Origin of the sequence: Pantoea sp. RIT-PI-b (assembly GCF_001187905.1) — a bacterium.
Lineage (GTDB): Bacteria > Pseudomonadota > Gammaproteobacteria > Enterobacterales > Enterobacteriaceae > Pantoea > Pantoea nemavictus.
The window spans coordinates 576215-594301 of sequence record NZ_LGIS01000033.1; the positions used below are offsets into that span (position 1 = coordinate 576215).

An 18087-nucleotide genomic window follows, 5' to 3' on the forward strand; every position below is an offset into this window, starting at 1 on the left:
TATGGAAAGAGAACTTTATATATCGACCAACACGGCATCAGGCCCAAATAGCATCACGCGAACCGAACCTTTTGTTAAAATTATTGCGCTGGTCGCGACCCTGGGTGGATTACTGTTTGGCTATGATACCGGCGTGGTATCGGGCGCTTTACTGTTTATGCGTGACGATCTGCAACTCACGCCTTTTACCACCGGATTAGTTACCAGTTCACTGCTGTTTGGCGCCGCTTTTGGTGCGCTGCTTGCTGGCCATTTTGCTGATGCATGGGGCCGTCGCAAGATCATCATCTCTCTGGCCTTTATCTTCGCGCTTGGCGCCATCGGTTCGGCCTTCGCACCCGATGTCATCTCTATGATCGCTTCACGCCTGTTTCTCGGTATCGCCGTCGGCGGCGCAGCGGCTACGGTGCCGGTGTATATCGCAGAGATCGCACCGGCGAACAAACGTGGCCAGCTGGTGACCTTACAGGAGCTGATGATTGTCTCGGGCCAGCTGTTGGCTTACGTTTCCAACGCCACCTTTAATGAAATCTGGGGCGGCGAACACACCTGGCGCTGGATGATTGCCCTCTCCACCGTGCCAGCGGTACTGCTGTGGTTTGGCATGATCTTCATGCCGGAGAGCCCGCGCTGGCATGTGATGCGCGGTAATACCAGCGAAGCCCGCAAAGTTCTGGAGAAAACGCGTGCGGCCGATGATGTCGATTGGGAACTGGAGGAGATTGAAGAGACCCTCGAAGAGAACCGGCAGCAGGGCAAAGGCCGCTTGCGCGATCTGCGCACACCGTGGCTGCGCAAAGTATTCCTGCTCGGGATTGGTATTGCCGCGATCCAGCAACTTACCGGCGTCAATACCATCATGTATTACGCGCCGACCATGCTCACGGCAACCGGCCTGAGCAACGATGCAGCGCTGTTTGCCACTATCGCCAACGGCGTGATTTCTGTCGTGATGACGCTGGTTGGTATCTGGCTTATTGGCAAAATTGGCCGTCGCCCGCTGGTGCTGGTCGGTCAGATGGGCTGCACCGCTTGCCTGTTTTTAATCACTGCCGTGTGCTTCTTCATGCCGGAATATCATCAGGCGGGTGAGGTCAATCTGCTGCGTGCTTATCTGGTGTTAGCGGGCATGTTGATGTTCCTGTGCTTCCAGCAGGGTGCGCTGTCGCCGGTCACCTGGCTGCTGCTGTCGGAGATTTTCCCCGCGTGCATGCGTGGTATCTGCATGGGCGGCGCGGTGTTTGCACTGTGGATGGCTAACTTTGCCATATCGATGGCGTTCCCGCTGCTGCTGGCGGCATTTGGTCTGGCAGGCGCGTTCTTAACCTTTGCCGTGATTGGCATTGGCGGTTCGATGTTCGTGCTGCGCACGATTCCGGAAACCAAGGGACGCAGCCTGGAGCAGGTCGAGCACTATTTCCATGAGTTGTATAAATGATGTTGCGCTGATGTAAATCCATCAACGTTCTGGCAGAGCAGCATTAAAAGATAGCTTACTATCGCCAGATGTCGTCGCGTCACAACAAAACAGAAATTAAAACAACATCATTATTTCAGGATAGAACACACCATGACCTACAAAATAAGCCATGACCGACTGTGCGTTAATCGTAAAATTGCCCCTAACCTCAGCATTGAGCGTTTTTTCTCGCTGGTTGAACAGCTGGGTTTAAATAAAGTTGAAATCCGCAATGATATGAAAAGTGGCCGCGTGACCGATAATTTATCCGCTGAGGAAGTGCGTGATCTCGCGACTCAACATGCTTTCACCATCGAAACGATTAATGCAGTTTATCCGTTTAATCAATTAACCGATGAGGTACTGGAAAAAACGCGCGGCTTATTAAAAGATGCGCAAGCAACCGGTGCTAAAGCATTGGTACTTTGTCCATTGAATGACGGCACCGCTATTTCCCAGCAGCAAACCATAGACGCGTTGAAAACCCTTGCGCCGCTGTTTGCCGAATATGGCATTGCGGGTCTGGTTGAGCCGCTCGGCTTCCCACAAAGCTCACTGCGTTCTGCCGCGCTGGCACAACAGTTGATTAAGCAAGCTGGTGCACCGTTCAAAATCGTACTGGATACCTTTCATCACCACTTGTACGAAGGCGCTGAGCAGGATTTCGCTGGTGGTATTGAGGTGAGCAACATCGGGCTGGTGCACTTGTCAGGTGTGACCGACGCGCGTCCAACGCTTCAGCTCACCGACGAAGAGCGCATCATGCTGAGTGCTGATGACTTGCTGAATTCAAAACAGCAGGTGCAGCGTCTGGAAGAGAGGGGTTATCGCGGTATTTATGCCTTTGAACCTTTTTCTTCGGTGATGGAGGCATGGAGCGAAGAAGAGATTGCTCAGCAAATTAAATCCAGCATTGCTTACCTGAATGACTAACGTACCCCTAAGGAACACTCCATGACGCTCAATATTGGTGTAATTGGCACGGGCGCGATCGGCCGCGAACACATTCGTCGTTGTAGCCAGGTGCTGCAGCATTCACGCGTGGTGGCGCTGAATGACATCAACCGCGCTAACTGCGAACAGATCATCAAGGATCTTGCCATTCAGGCCGAGATCTACGACAACGCACACGACCTGATTAACGCGCCCGAGGTGCAGGCAATTCTGGTTACCTCGTGGGGGCCGACGCATGAAGAGTTCGTGCTCGCGGCGATCAACGCGGGTAAAGCGGTGTTCTGTGAAAAACCCTTGGCGGTCACTGCGCAAGGTTGCATGAACATTGTTGAAGCCGAAATGGCAGCCGGTAAGCAGTTGGTGCAGGTTGGCTTTATGCGACCGTACGACAGCGGCTATCGCGCGCTGAAAGCGGTAATTGACAGTGGCGAGATTGGCGAACCATTGATGCTGCACTGCGCGCACCGTAATCCCGAGGTGGGCGATTCATACACTACCGATATGGCGATCACCGATACGCTGATTCATGAGCTCGATGTGCTGCGCTGGTTGCTAAAAGACGATTATGTCAGCGCGCAGGTGATCTATCCACGCACAACCCGTAAAGCCTCTGCGCATCTGAAAGATCCACAAATCGTGTTGCTGGAAACCGCCAAAGGTGTGCGCATCGACGTTGAAATCTTCGTCAACTGTGCTTACGGCTACGATATCCAGTGTGAAGTGGTGGGCGAAAGCGGTATTGCGCGGCTTCCTGAGCCGATGTCCGTGCAAACACGCAGCGCAGCGAAGCTCTCTACCCGCATTCTCACCGACTGGAAAAAGCGTTTCATCGATGCCTATGACGTGGAATTGCAGGACTTCATTAACAACGTGTTGTCCGGTGAGATGACCGGTCCATCGGCGTGGGACGGTTACGCGGCGGCGGTCGCCGCCGATGCCTGCGTGGCGGCGCAAACCTCCGGTGACATCGTGCCGGTTACCATGCCGGCAAAACCTGCGTTCTATTACTGAGTTACACTCCTCTCGCCAAACGCGCGTTCAGATTCAGCTGACGCGCGTTTTATCTGGTTTCAAACTCTCTTCTTAGCGTTATCCCGTGTATCATCGCCGCCTTTAAGCTGTTTTGTAGGGAATAAGTGATGACGGAGATGACATTGTCCCGCCGCCAGCCTTCCGTTTGGTGGGGCGCGATGATTATTTGCGGCACCGTGGTGGGCGCCGGCATGTTTACGCTACCGGTGGTGATGGCGGGTGCGTGGTTTGGCTGGGGAATGGTGCTGCTGCTGATCAGCTGGGGCGGCATGCTGCTATCCGGCTTACTGTTTATGCGCGTGAGCCTGACCTATCCGCCGGGCGCGGGCTACGATACCTTGACCAAAGATCTGCTGGGGCGCGGATGGGCAGCGCTCAATGGCCTCAGCATCTTGTTTGTACTCGGCATTCTCACTTACGCCTACATTTCCGCCAGCGGCCCGGTCTATCAACATTCACTTAACCAGGCGGGATTGCCCATCTCCAGCGCTGAGGCGAAAATTTTGCTGACCGTGTGTGTGGCGGCGGTGGTGTGGCTCGGTACCACCGGCGTCAGTCGTTTAATGACCTTCTGCGTACTGGCCAAAATTCTGCTGCTCATTCTGCTATTCGGCGGCTTGCTGACGCAGGTGAATGTGTCATCGCTGCTGAGCGCGCCAGCGGCCGGGGAACGTTACTGGCCGTATGCGCTGGGCGTACTGCCGTTTTGTCTCGCCTCGTTTGGCTATCACAGCAATATCACCGGGCTAGTCAGCTATTACGCCGGCAATAAAAAACACATCACGCGCGCTTTGGTGTTGGGCACGCTGATGTCACTGGCGCTGTATCTGTTTTGGCTAACCAGCACCATGGGTAATCTGCCGCGCGCGGCGTTTCCCGCAATCGTGAAGCAGGGCGGCGATATCGCTGCGCTGATGGCGGCGCTGCGTGAACATCTGCACGTCAATGCGCTATCGCTCATGATGTCGATCTTCTCGCATTTTGCAGTAATCGCCTCATTTCTGGGCGTCACCGCCGGACTGTTTGATTTCATCGCCGATCGCCTTAGCCTCGGCAATTCACCGGGTGCACGCCTGCAAACGGCGTGTCTGACATTCTTGCCGCCGCTGATGGCTTCGATCCTATGGCCGCACGGATTTGTCGCGGCGATTGGTTTTGCCGGACTTTTTGCGACTTTGTGGGCGGTGTTTATTCCGGCGCTGCTGGCATGGAAGTCACAGCAGCGCTGTTCGCTGGCGGTAATATTACTGCTGATATTTGGTGCGCTGAATATTCTCGCCTGGCTGCTGAGCTGGTTTCAGCTGCTGCCGGCGTTCGGTGGGCGCTAACGAAAACAGAAGACAACGTCATCTAGAGGTTGTCTTCTGTTTTTTGCGGGAGTTAATCGCCTGAAGCGGCTAAAACCTTAAGTGCATGGGAGAAGAAATCGCGCCGGCCAAAATTACCCGATTTCAGCGCCAGCGCCAGCGGCCGATCGCGCTGAGCAAACAGCGCCGGTACGCCGGGATCGATTTCGCGGCCAACCTGCAAACAACCTAAATCAAGCGCACTGACGACCGCACCCGACGTTTCTCCGCCGCCCACCACCAAACGCTGAATGCCCGCTTCATACACCAGCTTGCGTGCGCTATCTCCAAACAGCTGATCAAGACGTTGTGAGATGTTGTGCTGACCAAACTGCTGCTGCGCTTGCTTCACGCTGGTCGGATCGCCAGATGAGTAAACCAGCGGGCAATCATCCTGATGCGCAAGGATAAAGTTCACCACGTCATCGGCGTGAATGCGTTGCGCCATCACATCCTGAATCTCTATCGCCAGCACCGCATGGTGTTTTTGGTGCTCCTCAATCTGCCCGCGCGTAGCGCCAGAACAGCTGCCAACCAGAATCGCACTGGGGCCGGCGATTGCGGGGAATTTACGGCTATCTCCCTGTGCCTTACCGGCACTGATAAAGTTGTGCGGTAACGCCAGGGCAATGCCCGAACCCCCGCTGATCAGCCGCGCTTCCGCCGCCGCGACGCCGATAATCGTCAGGTCGTGGTCGCTCAGCGCGTCGACAACCAGTAATTGCGGCTCATCTTCGCTATGGGCTTGCAACGTCTCACGCAGTTGTTCACTGCCTTGTACCACCTGCTGCCAGCGAATGTGGCTGACGCGCGTGCGAGCCTGACGCGCCAGTAAGCGGCGGATATCAGCATCTTTCATCGGCGTGAGCGGATGATGTTCCATCCCGGACTCATTCAGTGGGCGATTGTGGACAAACAGATTGCCCTGATAAACCGTGCGTCCCATGGCGGGGAACGCAGGGCAAACAATGACGCGCCGCGCTTCTAAACGTGCGGCGAGTGCGTCGAGCACCGGGCCAATATTGCCGTCGTCGGTGGAGTCAAAGGTGGAGCAGTATTTAAACACGATCTGCGTACAGCCCTGATCCAATAACCATTCGCAGGCGGCCAATGATTGCTGCACCGCTTCTGCGGCGGGCAGGGAGCGCGACTTCAGGGCGATAACGCCGGCCTCAACGTCTGCCGTTGCAGGCTGTTGCGGTATGCCGAGATATTGCGTGGTATGTAAACCGCCTTCACCCGCCAATCCTTTCGATAACGTCACGGCAATATCGCTGGCACCGGTAAAATCATCGGCAATCACGCCAATCAGCATGTTGCACCTCCGATGGCCAACTGCATTTTTTTCACTGCCGCGTGCGGCGCGGTTAACACGGGAATCGCCACCTGCTCACGCACGGCGGCTGCGGCACGCGACGTTGAGAAGTGCGCCAGCATAATTACATCGCAGTGGCTCAGCTGCGGCGCGAACTCCGCCACTAAACGGTTGTGGCTGATGACATCACCTTTACGCAGCAGATCGATAGCGTCCGGAACCAGCACGGTTTCCAGCGTCGCGTTTGAGCCAATCTGCGCGGCATAGTGGTTAAACTCATCGCACATGGTTACCAGTGACGGTCCAAACGTGGCCAACATGCCAATTCGCTCACCTTGCTGCAGTGCCGCTTCAAACATCGCTTCATTGGGTTTCAGCACCGGCACCGGCAGTGTCGCAGCGAGCTCATCAATCGCCGGGCCAAAAGCGGAACAGGTCACCAGAATGCCCTGCGCATTCATCGCATAACCGTAACGGCCAAACGCCACAAAGCGATCGATCAGCGGGCGCGACAGCTGCTCCTCTTTGGCGCGATCGAGGGTCAAACCATCATCCAGTAAGTTCACCACTTCGGCTTCAGGCCAAAGATCGTTAAACGCTTCCTGAATAGGGGACATCGCCACCGGGGTGGCATGCAATAAAACTATGCGTTGGCTCATCATTCTCTCCGTCACCAGCGATACACAAGTGAATTACAGCACACCATACTTAATCTGAGATGAAAATGTAAGGGCTTACATTTGTCTTGATATAGTGACGGCTGTCACATAAAAAAACTGTGTATCTGGCAGGATATAGATTGGCAGCATTCGTCAGAATGACTATTTTGAAATCGCTTACTTATTGGATAACACTGAGAACGCACTATGACCATTCGTGGAGAAACCACCGCTATTAACGTAAACGTGACACCCGAAGCGCAGGTGCGTCCTGCGAATACGGTGCCACGCCATTTTCGTGACTTGCTGGCGCTGGAGGATTTTGAACGTCACGCGCGCAAGCGGTTACCCAATATGATTTATCAGTACGTCAAAGGCGGCGTGGAAACCGGCAGAGGATTGGCTGCCGCCTATGAGGCTTACCAGCAATATGTGTTTGTGCCGCGCATGTTTCGTGACGTGTCGGGGCGCGATCAGCGGGTTAATTTGCTGGGTCAGGACTGGTCGCATCCGTTTGGCGTTGCTCCGCTGGGCGGCGCGTCGTTTGTCAGTTACCGCGCAGATCTGATGCTGGCGAAAGCGGCAAGAGCGATGAATGTCCCGATGATCCTCAGCGCATCGTCATTGATTCCGCTGGAAGAGGTGATTGCTGCCAATCCGGAAGCCTGGTTCCAGGCTTATCTGGCGGGCGATCAACCGCGTATCAATCGTTTAGTCGATCGCGTTGAACGCGCGGGCTACAAAACATTAGTGGTCACCGGCGATACGCCAATGCTGGGTAATCGTGAACACAACACCCGCAGCGGCTTCAGTATGCCGATAAAACTCACGCCAAAAGTGATGTGGCAAAGCGCGATGAGCCCACGTTGGCTGCTGGGTACGGTGGCACAAACCTTCCTGCGCCATGGTGCGCCGCACTTTGAAAATACCGATGCCGAACGCGGCCCGCCGATGATGTCGAGTAAAGTGCGCAACACCAATGCCCGCGACCAGCTGAGCTGGAAACATGTCGAAGCGATCCGCAAAAAATGGAAAGGTAATCTGGTGATCAAGGGCTTGATGTCACCGGATGATGCGTTCATTGCGCGCGATCTCGGGGCGGATGCGGTGATTCTTTCCAATCACGGCGGCCGCCAGCTTGATCACACCGTGCCGCCGCTGCATACGCTGGCGGAAATTGCTGCCGCGAAGGGCGATATGAAGGTGATTATCGACAGCGGTATTCGCCGTGGTACCGATGTAATGAAAGCCATGGCGCTGGGCGCCGACTTCGTGTTTCTGGGACGCCCATTCCTGTATGGCGCAGTGATTGGCGCGCAGGCGGGTATTGAGCACGCTATGCATATCCTGCGTGATGAAATTGACCGCGACTTAGCGCTGATTGGCGTGACGCGTCCTGACCAACTTGACGCTGCGCTGCTGCGTCGCGCACCGCTTTTCGCGCGGGAGGCTTAAGCATGGAACTGCCGATCTACAGCGCGCTGGCACTGAGTGCGCCCTTTACTACGCTGATTCCCGCATGGCAGGCGCAACAGCCTGCGACACCGCTGGCGATTCGCTGGCATCCCAGCACCATTATTGAAAAGGAGCTCAATGCGGGCGCGCAGGCCGAGGTGGTGATTGCGACCGTTGAAACGCTCGATCGCCTAACGCAATCGGGTATCGCCGATGCGCGCACGCGGATTGAACTGGTTGATTCGCCGATCGGTGTCGCGGTGCGGGCAGGCGCGGCACAGCCGGATATCAGCAATCGTGACAACCTGGTCAAGGCGCTGCTGGCGGCACGCTCGGTAGCCTGGTCAGAAGCGGGGGCCAGCGGCGTATGGTTTTCGCAGCTGTTAAAACAGCTCAATATTGATACAGAACTGCGCGCGCGCGGTACGGTGATTCCGGCAGGATTTACTGCGGAACAACTGGTGAACGGCAAGGCCGATCTGGCGATACAGCAGATTAGTGAATTGTTAATGGTTGAGGGCATTGATGTGGTTGGGCCGCTGCCGCCCGGCACGCAGCAGGCCATTTCGCTCTCTGCGGCGGTGTTGAGCCGTGCTCAGCAGCCAGAGCGGGCGCAAACCTTTCTCACCTGGCTGAAAACGCCGCCGGTGACGGACGTGTTCAGCCGGTTTGGCATGGTCAGCCGCGATTAACGCTCCTGACGGGGCACCGAGCCGCTGCTGCCCCGTACAATCAGTTCGGTACCAATCTGCGTATGCGTTTGTGCCGGCAGATTGTTAAGCGTGTTCAACAAATAATTGGCTGCATGTTCGCCAATTGAGGCTAAATCGACGCGCATGGTGGTGAGCGGATGCTCCAGATGCTCGGCATATTCGTAGTCGTTGAAGCCGACAATGGAGATATCATTAGGGATGCGCAGATAGCGCTCGCTGGCCGCGCGCATCGCCCCAAACGCCAGCAGATCGTTACCGCAAATGATGGCGGTAGGCGGCTGCGGGCCATCGAGTAGGCGGAACACCGCTCGGCGCGCATCATTCATGCTGAAGGCGTTATCAATGAGATGCGTGTCCGGCAGCGTTAATCCGCGCTGCTGCAAAGCGCGGCGCGTACCGTTAAGACGTTCGGAAATACGATCATTCGACGGCGGCGTGCCGACAATCACCGCAAAATGCTGGTGCCCTAAGCCCAGCAAATGCTGCGCCATGCTCTCCGCTGCACCCTCGCTGTCATAGCCAACGCAAGGTCTTTCGCTGTCTTGCGAAAAGGTCTGCACGCAGGCGATCCCCTGCTGAACAATGCGCTCCCAAAGCTTCGGATGGTGGGTATTTCCCACCAGCATCAGGCCATCAATGCCGTATTCAATCAACTTATTAACTTCTTTCAGCTCGGTTTCCGGATCGAAATTTGAGTTGGCCAATAGCAGCGTATAACCGGCTTCGTGAATCAATTGCTGAAAAGCCGCCAACGGGCGCGAAAAGGTTTCGGTCGCCAGCGTCGGCACCACCGCGCCAATGGTCATACTGCGGCGTGAGGCGAGGGTGCGAGCGGCGCGGTTGATGACATATCCCAACTCCTCGCAGGCTCTCTCCACGGCTTCACGACGCGACGCCTTTACCGTGGTGCTGCCGTTGAGTACGCGCGAAACCGTCGCCGTTGATACCCCTGAGAGACGCGCAACATCATCCAGTGATACGCGGCCAGATCCATTTTGCTTCTCACTCATCAAGTCACTCCTGCAGAAAGAGTGAGCTTGCCCACAAAAATTGCAGACAACTCACTATCAATTTTGAAAGCGCTTACTTTTGGCTTGACTGAATTTTGTAATCGCTTACTTTTGACATCATGTTATCAGGTTGGGTGTGCCTGCTCACGTTTTTTAACACATTTATGACCTGTCACCCCCAAATTTAACCACAACGCGGGCTGCGGGCGTCGCAGGGCCGCAGAACCTTTGTTACCTCTCAATAAATCATAAAGGAATTCACCATGCGCAGATATCCACGAATTCGCTGGCTGATGATCGTGTTCTGCTTTTTCGCTATCGCAATCAATTACATCGATCGTATTAACCTTGCGATCGCTGCACCGCATATCAAAGCCGATTTAGGGCTGGATGACACCAGCATGGGGCTGATTCTGGGCGCCTTTTTCTGGACCTATGCGCTGATGCAAATCCCCGCTGGACGCTTACTCGATCGCCTCGGTGCCCGCGCCGGTCTGGCCATCGCGGTGGGCTGGTGGTCGTTGTTTACGGTGTTTACCTCGTTTGGTAAAGGTTTCACTTCACTTTTTGCGGCACGCTTAGCATTAGGGTTGGGTGAGGCCGGCGGAAATCCGGGCTGTGTGAAAGTGGTTTACAGTTGGTTCCCGAAAAAGCAGCGTGCGACGGCGAGCGGTATTTTTGATGCCGGCCCGCGTGCTGGCAGTGCGCTGGCGCTGCCGCTGGTAGCCTGGTTGATTAGCGTGTGGAACTGGGAAACCTCCTTTATCGTGACTGGCGCTTTAGGGCTGATTTGGGTGGTGATCTGGTTAGTGTTCTATCGCGAACCGGAAGAGATGAAAGGCCTGGATGAAACCGAGCGCCAGAATTTGCTGGAAGATCGCGCGTTACCCACCACGCAGGCCAACGCGAAAGTCGAGTTGTGGTCGCTATTCCGCCATCGCAATGTGTGGGGCATGATGATTGGCTTCTTCTGCATGAATTTCGCCACCTACTTTTTTGTCACCTGGTTCCCAACCTATCTCACCGTTGCGCACGGCTTTTCGTTGAAAGAGCTGGGTACGCTGGGCGCCATTCCTGCTCTGATGGGGATTCCAGGCAGCCTGCTTGGCGGGGTGGTCTCAGATGCCCTGTACCGCAAAGGGTTTAGCCTGACCGTAGCACGCAAAACCTGCCTGATTAGCGGCATGCTGCTCTCCAGCGTCATTGCCTTCGCGGCCTTTACCGACAGCATTGCGGTCATTCTGACGCTGTTCTCCATTACTTACGCCGGTTTAGCGTTTACCGCCGCCAATATCTGGACGCTGCCCGCGGACGTGGCGCCAGCCAGTAATTACGTCGCCACGTTGGGCGGTATTCAGAACTTTGCCGGCAACCTCGCTGGGATTGTCACCGCGTCATTCACCGGCTTGATGCTGAGCCTGAGCCACGGTTCTTTTGTGGTACCGCTGCTGGTTGCGGGCGGCATCTGTGTGCTGGGCGCGCTGACCTTTATGTTTGTGCTCGGCAAGCTGGAACCCTTACCGATCAGCCCCAAAGGTGATACCAACGTGATTGCCACCGCCAACCAATAGGAGTGATTTCGATGCAAAATGAACAGTCGTTGCGTGAGGAAATTTGCCAGGTGGGAGCCGATCTGTTTAATCGCGGCTATACCACCGGCACGGCGGGTAACATCAGTGCTCGCCTGGAGGATGGCTGGCTGATTACGCCAACCGACGCCTGCCTGGGGCATCTGGAGCCGGGCCGCATTGCTAAGGTCAATCGCGATGGCGAATGGGTTTCGGGCGATAAACCGTCAAAAACGCTGCTGCTGCATCGCCAGATTTACGATCGCAACCCGGACGCGCACGGCGTGGTGCACACCCACTCCACCCATCTGGTACAGCTTACGCTGGCAGGCGTTTGGCAACGCGACAGTATTTTGCCGCCGCTCACGCCGTATCAGGTGATGAAAGTAGGGCGCATCCCGTTGATCGATTATCGCCGTCCGGGCCATGCCGACGTTGCAGAGCAGGTTGCTGAACTGGCAAACAAGGTGCGCGGCGTGATGCTGGAAAGATTAGGGCCCGTGATGTGGGGCAAATCAGTTTCGACGGTGAGTTTTGCCCTTGAGGAGCTGGAAGAAACCGCACGACTGTGGCTGAACTGTGTGGATAAGCCTGACGCGCTGCCGGAGAAAGCGGTATTGGAGTTGTGTGAGCACTTTAATACGCGCTGGTAACTCGATCGCTGTCCCCTACAAAAAAGAGACCTATCAATGAACAAGACGGTAATGGCCGCCGGCATGATGCTGTTTGCATCCGCGGTAATGGCGCAGGAAAAGTCATTTGTCTACGTATCTAATGGCGACAGTGGCACGGTGACGGCCTATGCGCTGAATAAGACCCAGCAGCAGCTCAAGCCGGTGGGTGAATATCCCAGCGGCCTGAAAAGTATGCCAATGGTGGTATCGCAGGATAAGAAAACGCTTTACGTCTCGGTCCGCAGCCAGCCATACCATGTTTCGGCCTGGCATATTCAGCCCGATGGGACGCTGAGCCATTTTGCCGATACCCCATTACCTGAAGCGATGGCGTATTTAGCGCTGGATAAAAGCGGGCGCTTTCTGCTCTCCTCCTCTTACGGCGGGGATCTCTTCAGCATTAATCGCATCGCCAGCGATGGCAAAGTAGAGAGTGCGCCGGTACAAGTCGTGCATACCGGCAAGCGGGCGCATGCGATCCAAACCGATCCCAGCAATCAATTTTTATATGTACCGTTGCTGGGCGCCGATCAGCTGCTGCAATATCGGTTTGATAGCAAAAGTGGAAAAGTGACGGCCAATAGCCCCGCCTTTGTGAATATCCAACGCGAAGCCGCCACCGGGCCGCGCCATTTCGCCTTCGCACCGCAGCGTGATGGGCGAGGTGAACAGAATCTATATTTGCTGACCGAAATGGCGGGCAACATTTCGCGCCTCACGCTGAATAAAGATGGCACGCTGACGGAGCATGAGGCGACGCCATCACTCGATCCGCTCATCGCGGCGAACATGCAGCGCGGTGAAGCGCGGCCACTGACTGGCGATGATGATTTGCCAAAATCGGCCAAACCACGCTTATGGCAAGCCGATATTCACCTCACCCCTAATGGCCGGTTCCTGTATTCCACCGAACGCACCAGCAGTAATATTACGGCGTTTCGCGTTTCCCCGCAGGATGGCCGCTTAACGCTGATTAATAGCACCAAAACAGAAGCACAACCGCGCGGATTTGCGATTGATAATTCTGGCCGCTATTTAATTGAATCGGGTCAGAAGTCAACCCAGGTGTCGCTCTACTCCATTGATCAAGACAGCGGCAAACTCACATTAATTGAGCGTGTGCCCACCGGAAATGGGGCGAACTGGGTCACCATCGTTGAGTAAATAAAGTACTCATTATTTTCTCTGTGTAATTGATGAACGTTATTTTTTCGATGCGTTATATATATTGTCAGTAAAGGAGTTTTTATGTCGACTATTCGCAAGACATTACTGAGCACCTTATTTTGCTCAACCCTATTTAGTGTGGCAATGCAGGCGCAGGCTGCAGAAAAAGGCGTCGCCACTCATCTTGAACCGCTACATCACGTTATTTTGGAAAATAAATACGTCACCGTAATGCGCGTGTTGATTCAGCCGGGACAATCAACCCAGTTTCATGAGCAGCATCTTGATTATGTGAATACACATATTGAGGGCAGCCCGGTGAAAATTGAATATCCGGATAAACCCGTTAACAACACTGAAATGAAAAGCGGTAATGTTAAATTTGGCGCGCATCAGGGCAAGTCAGAAACCGATAAAGTGACCAATACCGGTAGCACCGTTAATCATCAGGTCGCTTTTGAAATTAATATCCCCGGGCCGCAACATTTTGGTAACGCCACCCGGCCTGCCAGTGATGCTTTCCAGCAGGTACTGGATAAGAAAACCGTCCGCGGCTGGAAGGTCACACTGAAACCGGGCGCCAGCACCGGAGAATATACGCAACACGGGCCCGGCGTGCGCGTGTTCTTTACTGAGGGGCGGGTTCTGATTGCCGATCAGGCTCACGCCAATCGGGTAAAAGAAATTTGGGTCCATCCCGGCGATGCGTTTTTAACCGAACCTGGCAAGGTCGATATAACGGCCGCCAGTGGCGAAAATATCATCTTCAATGATTATGAATTGTTATAGCACTGTTTGTATTTTGTGAATCTAAGCGTTCTGATAATCTGCACTTCTGTGGCCTTGCTGCAGAAGTGCATTATTGTTTTTACCATACTAATAATTATTTACCGGAAGCAATTACAATGAAAGCAAGAAAGGTGAGACAGAGTTGTCTGCCTTTCGCGTTGAGCATTCTCATGTCGGCAACATTTTCAGCACATGCTGAAAGTGCGGACGATGCTGCGACTCTTATTGCGAAAGGCAAGTATCTGGCTATTGCCGCGGACTGTGGCGCATGCCATACCGCACCGAATCAGGGCAGGGAAATGTCCGGCGGTTATATTATCTCTTCACCACTCGGTAATATCGTCGCCAGCAATATCACTCCGTCTAAAACAGCGGGGATTGGTAATTACACCGAACAAGATTTTGCTAAAGCAGTACGCAGTGGAATAAATAAGCAGGGACAGCATCTTTATCCGGCGATGCCTTATACCTCATACGCTAAAATTTCAGATGCGGATATTCACGCTCTGTATGCTTATTTTATGCACGGGGTGAAAGCGGACGATAATGTGCCGCCAAAAACGGATTTACCTTTCCCGTTTAATATTCGTTCAAGCATGCTTTTCTGGAATATGCTGTTTGCTGATGATAAACCGTTTATTCCGGCCCAGGATAAATCGGTGCAGGTTAATCGCGGCGATTATCTGGTCAATGCTCTGGCGCACTGTGATACCTGCCACACACCACGTAATGCACTGATGGGGCAAAACAACGATCGCGCGCTGAGTGGCGGCAGCCTTGGCAGCTGGTATGCGCCGAATATCACGCCTGACAATCAAGCAGGCATCGGCAACTGGAGCGATGCGGAGATTGCGCAATATCTCAAAACCGGCCATGTAGCGGGTAAAGCGCAGGCGGCGGGTCCGATGGCAGAAGCGGTAGAGCACAGCCTGCAGCATCTGTCGGATGATGATATCAACGCGATGGTTGCTTACCTGCGCCAGGTTCCCGCCGTGGGCCAACCGACCCGTCAACCACGGGATCGCATGGGTAAACCGGCAAGCGATGAAATGGCCCAGCGCGCGCTTAACCATCCCGACGCGGGCTGGCAGGTTTACGCCAGTTCCTGTGCCAACTGCCACCAGGCGGACGGTGCGGGTAATCAATTCTATCCTTCGCTATTCCATAACACCGCAACCGGTGCGCCACAGGCGGATAACCTGATCGCCACCATCGTCTATGGCGTACATCGCCAGGTAAATGGCAAAGATGTTGCGATGCCAGGCTTTGGCCCGGATGGATTGTTTACCGATCGATTAACCGATCGGCAAATCGCCGACGTCAGTAACTATGTGCTGAAAAACTTTGGCAATGCCGAACTCAATGTCACGCCTGATCAGGTGAAAACGGTGCGTGAGGGCGGAGAGCGTCCATTGATCGCACGTCTGGCGCAGCCTGCAGTTTGGGGCGGAGGCGCGATAGGGGTGATTATTTTACTGGTGCTGCTGTTTGCCATTACGCGCAGGGGGAAAAAACATGGCGCATAACCTTTCCCGACGTCGTCTGCTGCAAGGCATGGGGATTTTGTCACTGGGTGCGATGTGTAATTCAATCTTCCCAGCCCGCGCGCGCGCGGCGGAACAGATAGCCGATAGTGGCTTCCTTGATGTTTCAACGTTTTTGGTCAGTCGCCCAGTGGGTCCGATCCTCGGCCAGCGCTATTTCGCCGCTTTGCTGCGTCATGATGCAGCCTTCGCAGAGAAACTCGCCCAGCTACGTTCGTTACTGCAGCAGCGCAACTTTTCCCATGTGGATGATTTTCTTGCTGCATTCGGAGTAGATAAGCCTGAATGGCAAACGGCTAAACGCATTATCTCCGCCTGGTACACCGGCGTGGTGGGTGACGGCAGCGATTTGGAGCTGATTGCCTATGCAGAAGCGATGATGTACCTGCCCACCAAAGATATTCTGGTGGTACCGACCTATGGCGGCGGGCCGTTCTATTGGGCAGTGACGCAAGATGGCAAAGTGGCAACCACAGGAGAAGGCGCATGAGTGCACCAAAAGTTGATGCCGATGTCATCATTATTGGCTCGGGCGTAATGGGCGGTTTAATCGCCTGCCAAATGGCAAAAGCCGGTAAATCGGTGATCATTCTTGAAGCGGGCCCGCGCGTCGCTCGCCAGGAGATCGTCGAACGTTTCCGCAACTCGCCGTTCAAGATGTCGTTAACCAACATTAAATTGCAGGGCGTTGGCTCGCCTTATCCCAACCCGCCGCATATCCCGTCCACCTACGGGGATTATTTGCAGCAGGTAGGCCCGGTAAAATATCCCACCAAGTATTTGCGCGTGGTGGGCGGAACCACGTGGCACTTCGGTTCCGCACTGTGGCGCATGATTCCCAATGATTTTAAGCTCAACACGTTGTATGGACGTGGACGGGATTGGCCATTTGGCTACGACGAGCTGGAGTCCTGGTATGGCAAAGCCGAGCATGAGTTAGGCGTATCGGGTGTCGATGGCCAGGATGAGAGTGGACAGGGCGGCAAAGCCTGGCCGCCGCGTTCCACGCCGTTCCCAATGCCGGGATTGCCAACCAGTTATCTGTTTGACCGCTTAACCGCAATGCTGGGTAAAGGCGGCTACAACCCGGTGCTGGAGCCGAACGGGCGCGCGACCAAGCCGTGGGGCAAGCGTCCGATGTGCGGCGGCAATAATAACTGCAATCCGGTCTGTCCTATCGCCGCTAAATATGATGGCTCAATGCATATTGATGAAGCGGAACGACTGGGCGCAAAACTACTGGATAACGCGGTGGTTTATCGTATCGAAGCGGCTGATGACGGCAAGATCACCGGCATTTTGTATAAAAAACCGGACGGCTCTGAGCATCATTTAACCGCTAACTACTTTGTGCTGGCGGCCTACGGCATCGAATCGCCCAAACTGCTGTTGATGTCGACTTCGGAGAAATATCCGAACGGCATCGCCAACTCGTCGGATCAGGTTGGGCGCAACCTGATGGGCCATACCGGCATCAGCATGAACGTGATGATGTCTGAAGATGTCTGGCCGGGTCAGGGGCCGACCGAGCTGCTGGTGTATCTCAACAATCGCGATGGCGCGTTCCGCAAGGATTTTCCCAGCTATAAGATTAAAGTGCGCAACACCGTGCCCACCGCTGATTATGCTGCCTCGCTGATTGAGAAAGGGGTGCTGGGTTCTCAGCTTGATGCAGAAATTCGCCGGCAGTCGGCACGCTCGCTCAACTTTGCCATTGATTTTGAGACCTTACCGCTGGCGGAAAACCGTGTTACGCCGAGTAAAACCAAGAAGGATGCCATCGGTATCCCGTTACCGGAGATCTACTATAGCGTGACGGATTACTGGCATGCCGGGAAAGAAGAGGGCATTAAGGATTTCCACAAATTTGCCGAACTGCTGAATGCGGAGATATTGTCGATCGATACCAAATTCCAGGATCGCCAGCACATTATGGGCACCACCATTATGGGCGACGATCCAAAGAACTCGGTGGTCGATAGCCATTGCCGCACGCACGATCATCCCAATATGTGGATTGCTGGTACCAGCGTCATGCCATCGGCTTCCTGCATGAATCCAACATTAACCGGAGCAGCCCTGAGTTTGCGGTTGGCGCAGCATATGTTGCAGACCATGCAGGCGAGTTGAAACAGTAAAATTAAAATCGGCGCGATTATCGCGTAATGCCGATCAGTTAAGCACTGAGCAAATTTCGTTCGCCATCTGCTGGGGCAGTTTCAGCTATGTCGTGCGGCGACCGAGAAGAGGGCGTCTGGGCCACGCCCTCTTCACTCCCCGGCCCTGCGCCAGCCCATCCCGCCGCTACGCGGTGCCTTCACTCAATCGCGATTCCTGACGGACCGGCGGCGATTCGCTCCTGCTCAGCGCCGCCTCTCGCCGCATCCCTGCGGCTCGCCCTG

Annotated in this window: 16 protein-coding genes; 13 read left to right on the forward strand and 3 right to left on the reverse strand. The window is 54.8% G+C overall.

The annotated features are described in order from the left end of the window. Window position 1 precedes the first annotated feature (1 nt). The 4 genes from AC790_RS23415 (at window position 2) to AC790_RS23430 (ending at window position 4773) form a co-directional block, all read left to right on the forward strand. A complete protein-coding gene (locus tag AC790_RS23415; protein WP_049853416.1) occupies window positions 2-1438 on the forward strand; it encodes a sugar porter family MFS transporter in 1437 nt (478 codons plus the stop codon). A gap of 132 nt (window positions 1439-1570) precedes the next feature. Then, a complete protein-coding gene (locus tag AC790_RS23420; RefSeq protein ID WP_049853417.1) occupies window positions 1571-2392 on the forward strand; it encodes a TIM barrel protein in 822 nt (273 codons plus the stop codon). A 21-nt stretch (window positions 2393-2413) separates the two neighbouring features. After that, entirely contained in the window at window positions 2414-3424 is a 1011-nt protein-coding gene (locus AC790_RS23425; RefSeq protein WP_049853418.1) for a Gfo/Idh/MocA family protein, read from the forward strand. 128 nt (window positions 3425-3552) lie between these two features. Further along, on the forward strand, window positions 3553-4773 hold the full coding sequence (locus AC790_RS23430; protein WP_049853419.1) for an aromatic amino acid transporter: 1221 nt from the start codon (window positions 3553-3555) through the stop codon (window positions 4771-4773). 52 nt (window positions 4774-4825) lie between these two features. Here the strand turns inward: AC790_RS23430 and otnK are convergent, their stop codons facing one another. Continuing rightward, the gene (gene otnK, locus AC790_RS23435) at window positions 4826-6106 is read right to left on the reverse strand and encodes a 3-oxo-tetronate kinase (protein WP_049853420.1); all 1281 of its coding nucleotides are present in this window, start codon (window positions 6104-6106) and stop codon (window positions 4826-4828) included. Then, the gene (locus AC790_RS23440; RefSeq protein ID WP_049853421.1) at window positions 6100-6765 is read right to left on the reverse strand and encodes an aspartate/glutamate racemase family protein; all 666 of its coding nucleotides are present in this window, start codon (window positions 6763-6765) and stop codon (window positions 6100-6102) included. The genes otnK and AC790_RS23440 overlap by 7 nt, the downstream gene beginning before the upstream one ends. A 207-nt stretch (window positions 6766-6972) precedes the next feature. On the opposite strand from AC790_RS23440, the gene AC790_RS23445 reads away from it, so the two are divergent. Together AC790_RS23445 and AC790_RS23450 are read left to right on the forward strand one after the other, a co-directional pair. Then, entirely contained in the window at window positions 6973-8220 is a 1248-nt protein-coding gene (locus tag AC790_RS23445; RefSeq protein WP_049853422.1) for an alpha-hydroxy acid oxidase, read from the forward strand. Window positions 8221-8222: 2 nt separating this feature from the next. Continuing rightward, entirely contained in the window at window positions 8223-8912 is a 690-nt protein-coding gene (locus tag AC790_RS23450) for a substrate-binding domain-containing protein (protein WP_049853423.1), read from the forward strand. On the opposite strand, the gene AC790_RS23455 is transcribed toward AC790_RS23450, so the two are convergent. Then, entirely contained in the window at window positions 8909-9943 is a 1035-nt protein-coding gene (locus tag AC790_RS23455; protein WP_049853424.1) for a LacI family DNA-binding transcriptional regulator, read from the reverse strand. The genes AC790_RS23450 and AC790_RS23455 overlap by 4 nt on opposite strands. A gap of 263 nt (window positions 9944-10206) precedes the next feature. Between AC790_RS23455 and AC790_RS23460 the strand changes: the two genes are divergently transcribed. The 7 genes from AC790_RS23460 to AC790_RS23490 all read left to right on the forward strand — a co-directional run bounded on the left by AC790_RS23460 (window position 10207) and on the right by AC790_RS23490 (window position 17815). Further along, the gene (locus AC790_RS23460) at window positions 10207-11514 is read left to right on the forward strand and encodes an MFS transporter (RefSeq protein WP_049853425.1); all 1308 of its coding nucleotides are present in this window, start codon (window positions 10207-10209) and stop codon (window positions 11512-11514) included. A gap of 11 nt (window positions 11515-11525) precedes the next feature. Continuing rightward, the gene (locus AC790_RS23465; protein ID WP_049853426.1) at window positions 11526-12164 is read left to right on the forward strand and encodes an aldolase; all 639 of its coding nucleotides are present in this window, start codon (window positions 11526-11528) and stop codon (window positions 12162-12164) included. A gap of 36 nt (window positions 12165-12200) precedes the next feature. Next, window positions 12201-13349 carry a beta-propeller fold lactonase family protein gene (locus AC790_RS23470; protein WP_049853427.1) on the forward strand — a complete coding sequence of 383 codons (1149 nt, stop codon included), beginning with the start codon at window positions 12201-12203 and terminating at the stop codon, window positions 13347-13349. An 84-nt stretch (window positions 13350-13433) separates the two neighbouring features. Then, window positions 13434-14141: a hypothetical protein gene (locus AC790_RS23475; RefSeq protein WP_049853428.1), complete on the forward strand. Its 708-nt coding sequence runs from the start codon at window positions 13434-13436 to the stop codon at window positions 14139-14141. A 116-nt stretch (window positions 14142-14257) separates the two neighbouring features. Continuing rightward, the gene (locus AC790_RS23480; RefSeq protein WP_049853429.1) at window positions 14258-15667 is read left to right on the forward strand and encodes a cytochrome c; all 1410 of its coding nucleotides are present in this window, start codon (window positions 14258-14260) and stop codon (window positions 15665-15667) included. Beyond that, the gene (locus AC790_RS23485; RefSeq protein ID WP_049853430.1) at window positions 15657-16175 is read left to right on the forward strand and encodes a sugar dehydrogenase complex small subunit; all 519 of its coding nucleotides are present in this window, start codon (window positions 15657-15659) and stop codon (window positions 16173-16175) included. Before AC790_RS23480 ends, AC790_RS23485 begins: the two co-directional genes overlap by 11 nt. Continuing rightward, window positions 16172-17815 carry a GMC family oxidoreductase gene (locus AC790_RS23490; protein ID WP_049853431.1) on the forward strand — a complete coding sequence of 548 codons (1644 nt, stop codon included), beginning with the start codon at window positions 16172-16174 and terminating at the stop codon, window positions 17813-17815. The genes AC790_RS23485 and AC790_RS23490 overlap by 4 nt, the downstream gene beginning before the upstream one ends. Window positions 17816-18087 lie beyond the last annotated feature (272 nt).

Excerpts from the sequence above, each read along its gene's own strand:
- AC790_RS23465 (WP_049853426.1), top strand. The coding sequence starts at position 11,526 with ATGCAAAATGAACAGTCGTTGCGTGAGGAAATTTGCCAGGTGGGAGCC.
- otnK (WP_049853420.1), bottom strand. The coding sequence starts at position 6,106 with ATGCTGATTGGCGTGATTGCCGATGATTTTACCGGTGCCAGCGATATT.
- AC790_RS23440 (WP_049853421.1), bottom strand. The coding sequence starts at position 6,765 with ATGAGCCAACGCATAGTTTTATTGCATGCCACCCCGGTGGCGATGTCC.
- AC790_RS23420 (WP_049853417.1), top strand. The coding sequence starts at position 1,571 with ATGACCTACAAAATAAGCCATGACCGACTGTGCGTTAATCGTAAAATT.
- AC790_RS23485 (WP_049853430.1), top strand. The coding sequence starts at position 15,657 with ATGGCGCATAACCTTTCCCGACGTCGTCTGCTGCAAGGCATGGGGATT.
- AC790_RS23490 (WP_049853431.1), top strand. The coding sequence starts at position 16,172 with ATGAGTGCACCAAAAGTTGATGCCGATGTCATCATTATTGGCTCGGGC.
- AC790_RS23480 (WP_049853429.1), top strand. The coding sequence starts at position 14,258 with ATGAAAGCAAGAAAGGTGAGACAGAGTTGTCTGCCTTTCGCGTTGAGC.
- AC790_RS23430 (WP_049853419.1), top strand. The coding sequence starts at position 3,553 with ATGACGGAGATGACATTGTCCCGCCGCCAGCCTTCCGTTTGGTGGGGC.
- AC790_RS23450 (WP_049853423.1), top strand. The coding sequence starts at position 8,223 with ATGGAACTGCCGATCTACAGCGCGCTGGCACTGAGTGCGCCCTTTACT.
- AC790_RS23425 (WP_049853418.1), top strand. The coding sequence starts at position 2,414 with ATGACGCTCAATATTGGTGTAATTGGCACGGGCGCGATCGGCCGCGAA.
- AC790_RS23455 (WP_049853424.1), bottom strand. The coding sequence starts at position 9,943 with ATGAGTGAGAAGCAAAATGGATCTGGCCGCGTATCACTGGATGATGTT.
- AC790_RS23470 (WP_049853427.1), top strand. The coding sequence starts at position 12,201 with ATGAACAAGACGGTAATGGCCGCCGGCATGATGCTGTTTGCATCCGCG.
- AC790_RS23460 (WP_049853425.1), top strand. The coding sequence starts at position 10,207 with ATGCGCAGATATCCACGAATTCGCTGGCTGATGATCGTGTTCTGCTTT.
- AC790_RS23415 (WP_049853416.1), top strand. The coding sequence starts at position 2 with ATGGAAAGAGAACTTTATATATCGACCAACACGGCATCAGGCCCAAAT.
- AC790_RS23445 (WP_049853422.1), top strand. The coding sequence starts at position 6,973 with ATGACCATTCGTGGAGAAACCACCGCTATTAACGTAAACGTGACACCC.
- AC790_RS23475 (WP_049853428.1), top strand. The coding sequence starts at position 13,434 with ATGTCGACTATTCGCAAGACATTACTGAGCACCTTATTTTGCTCAACC.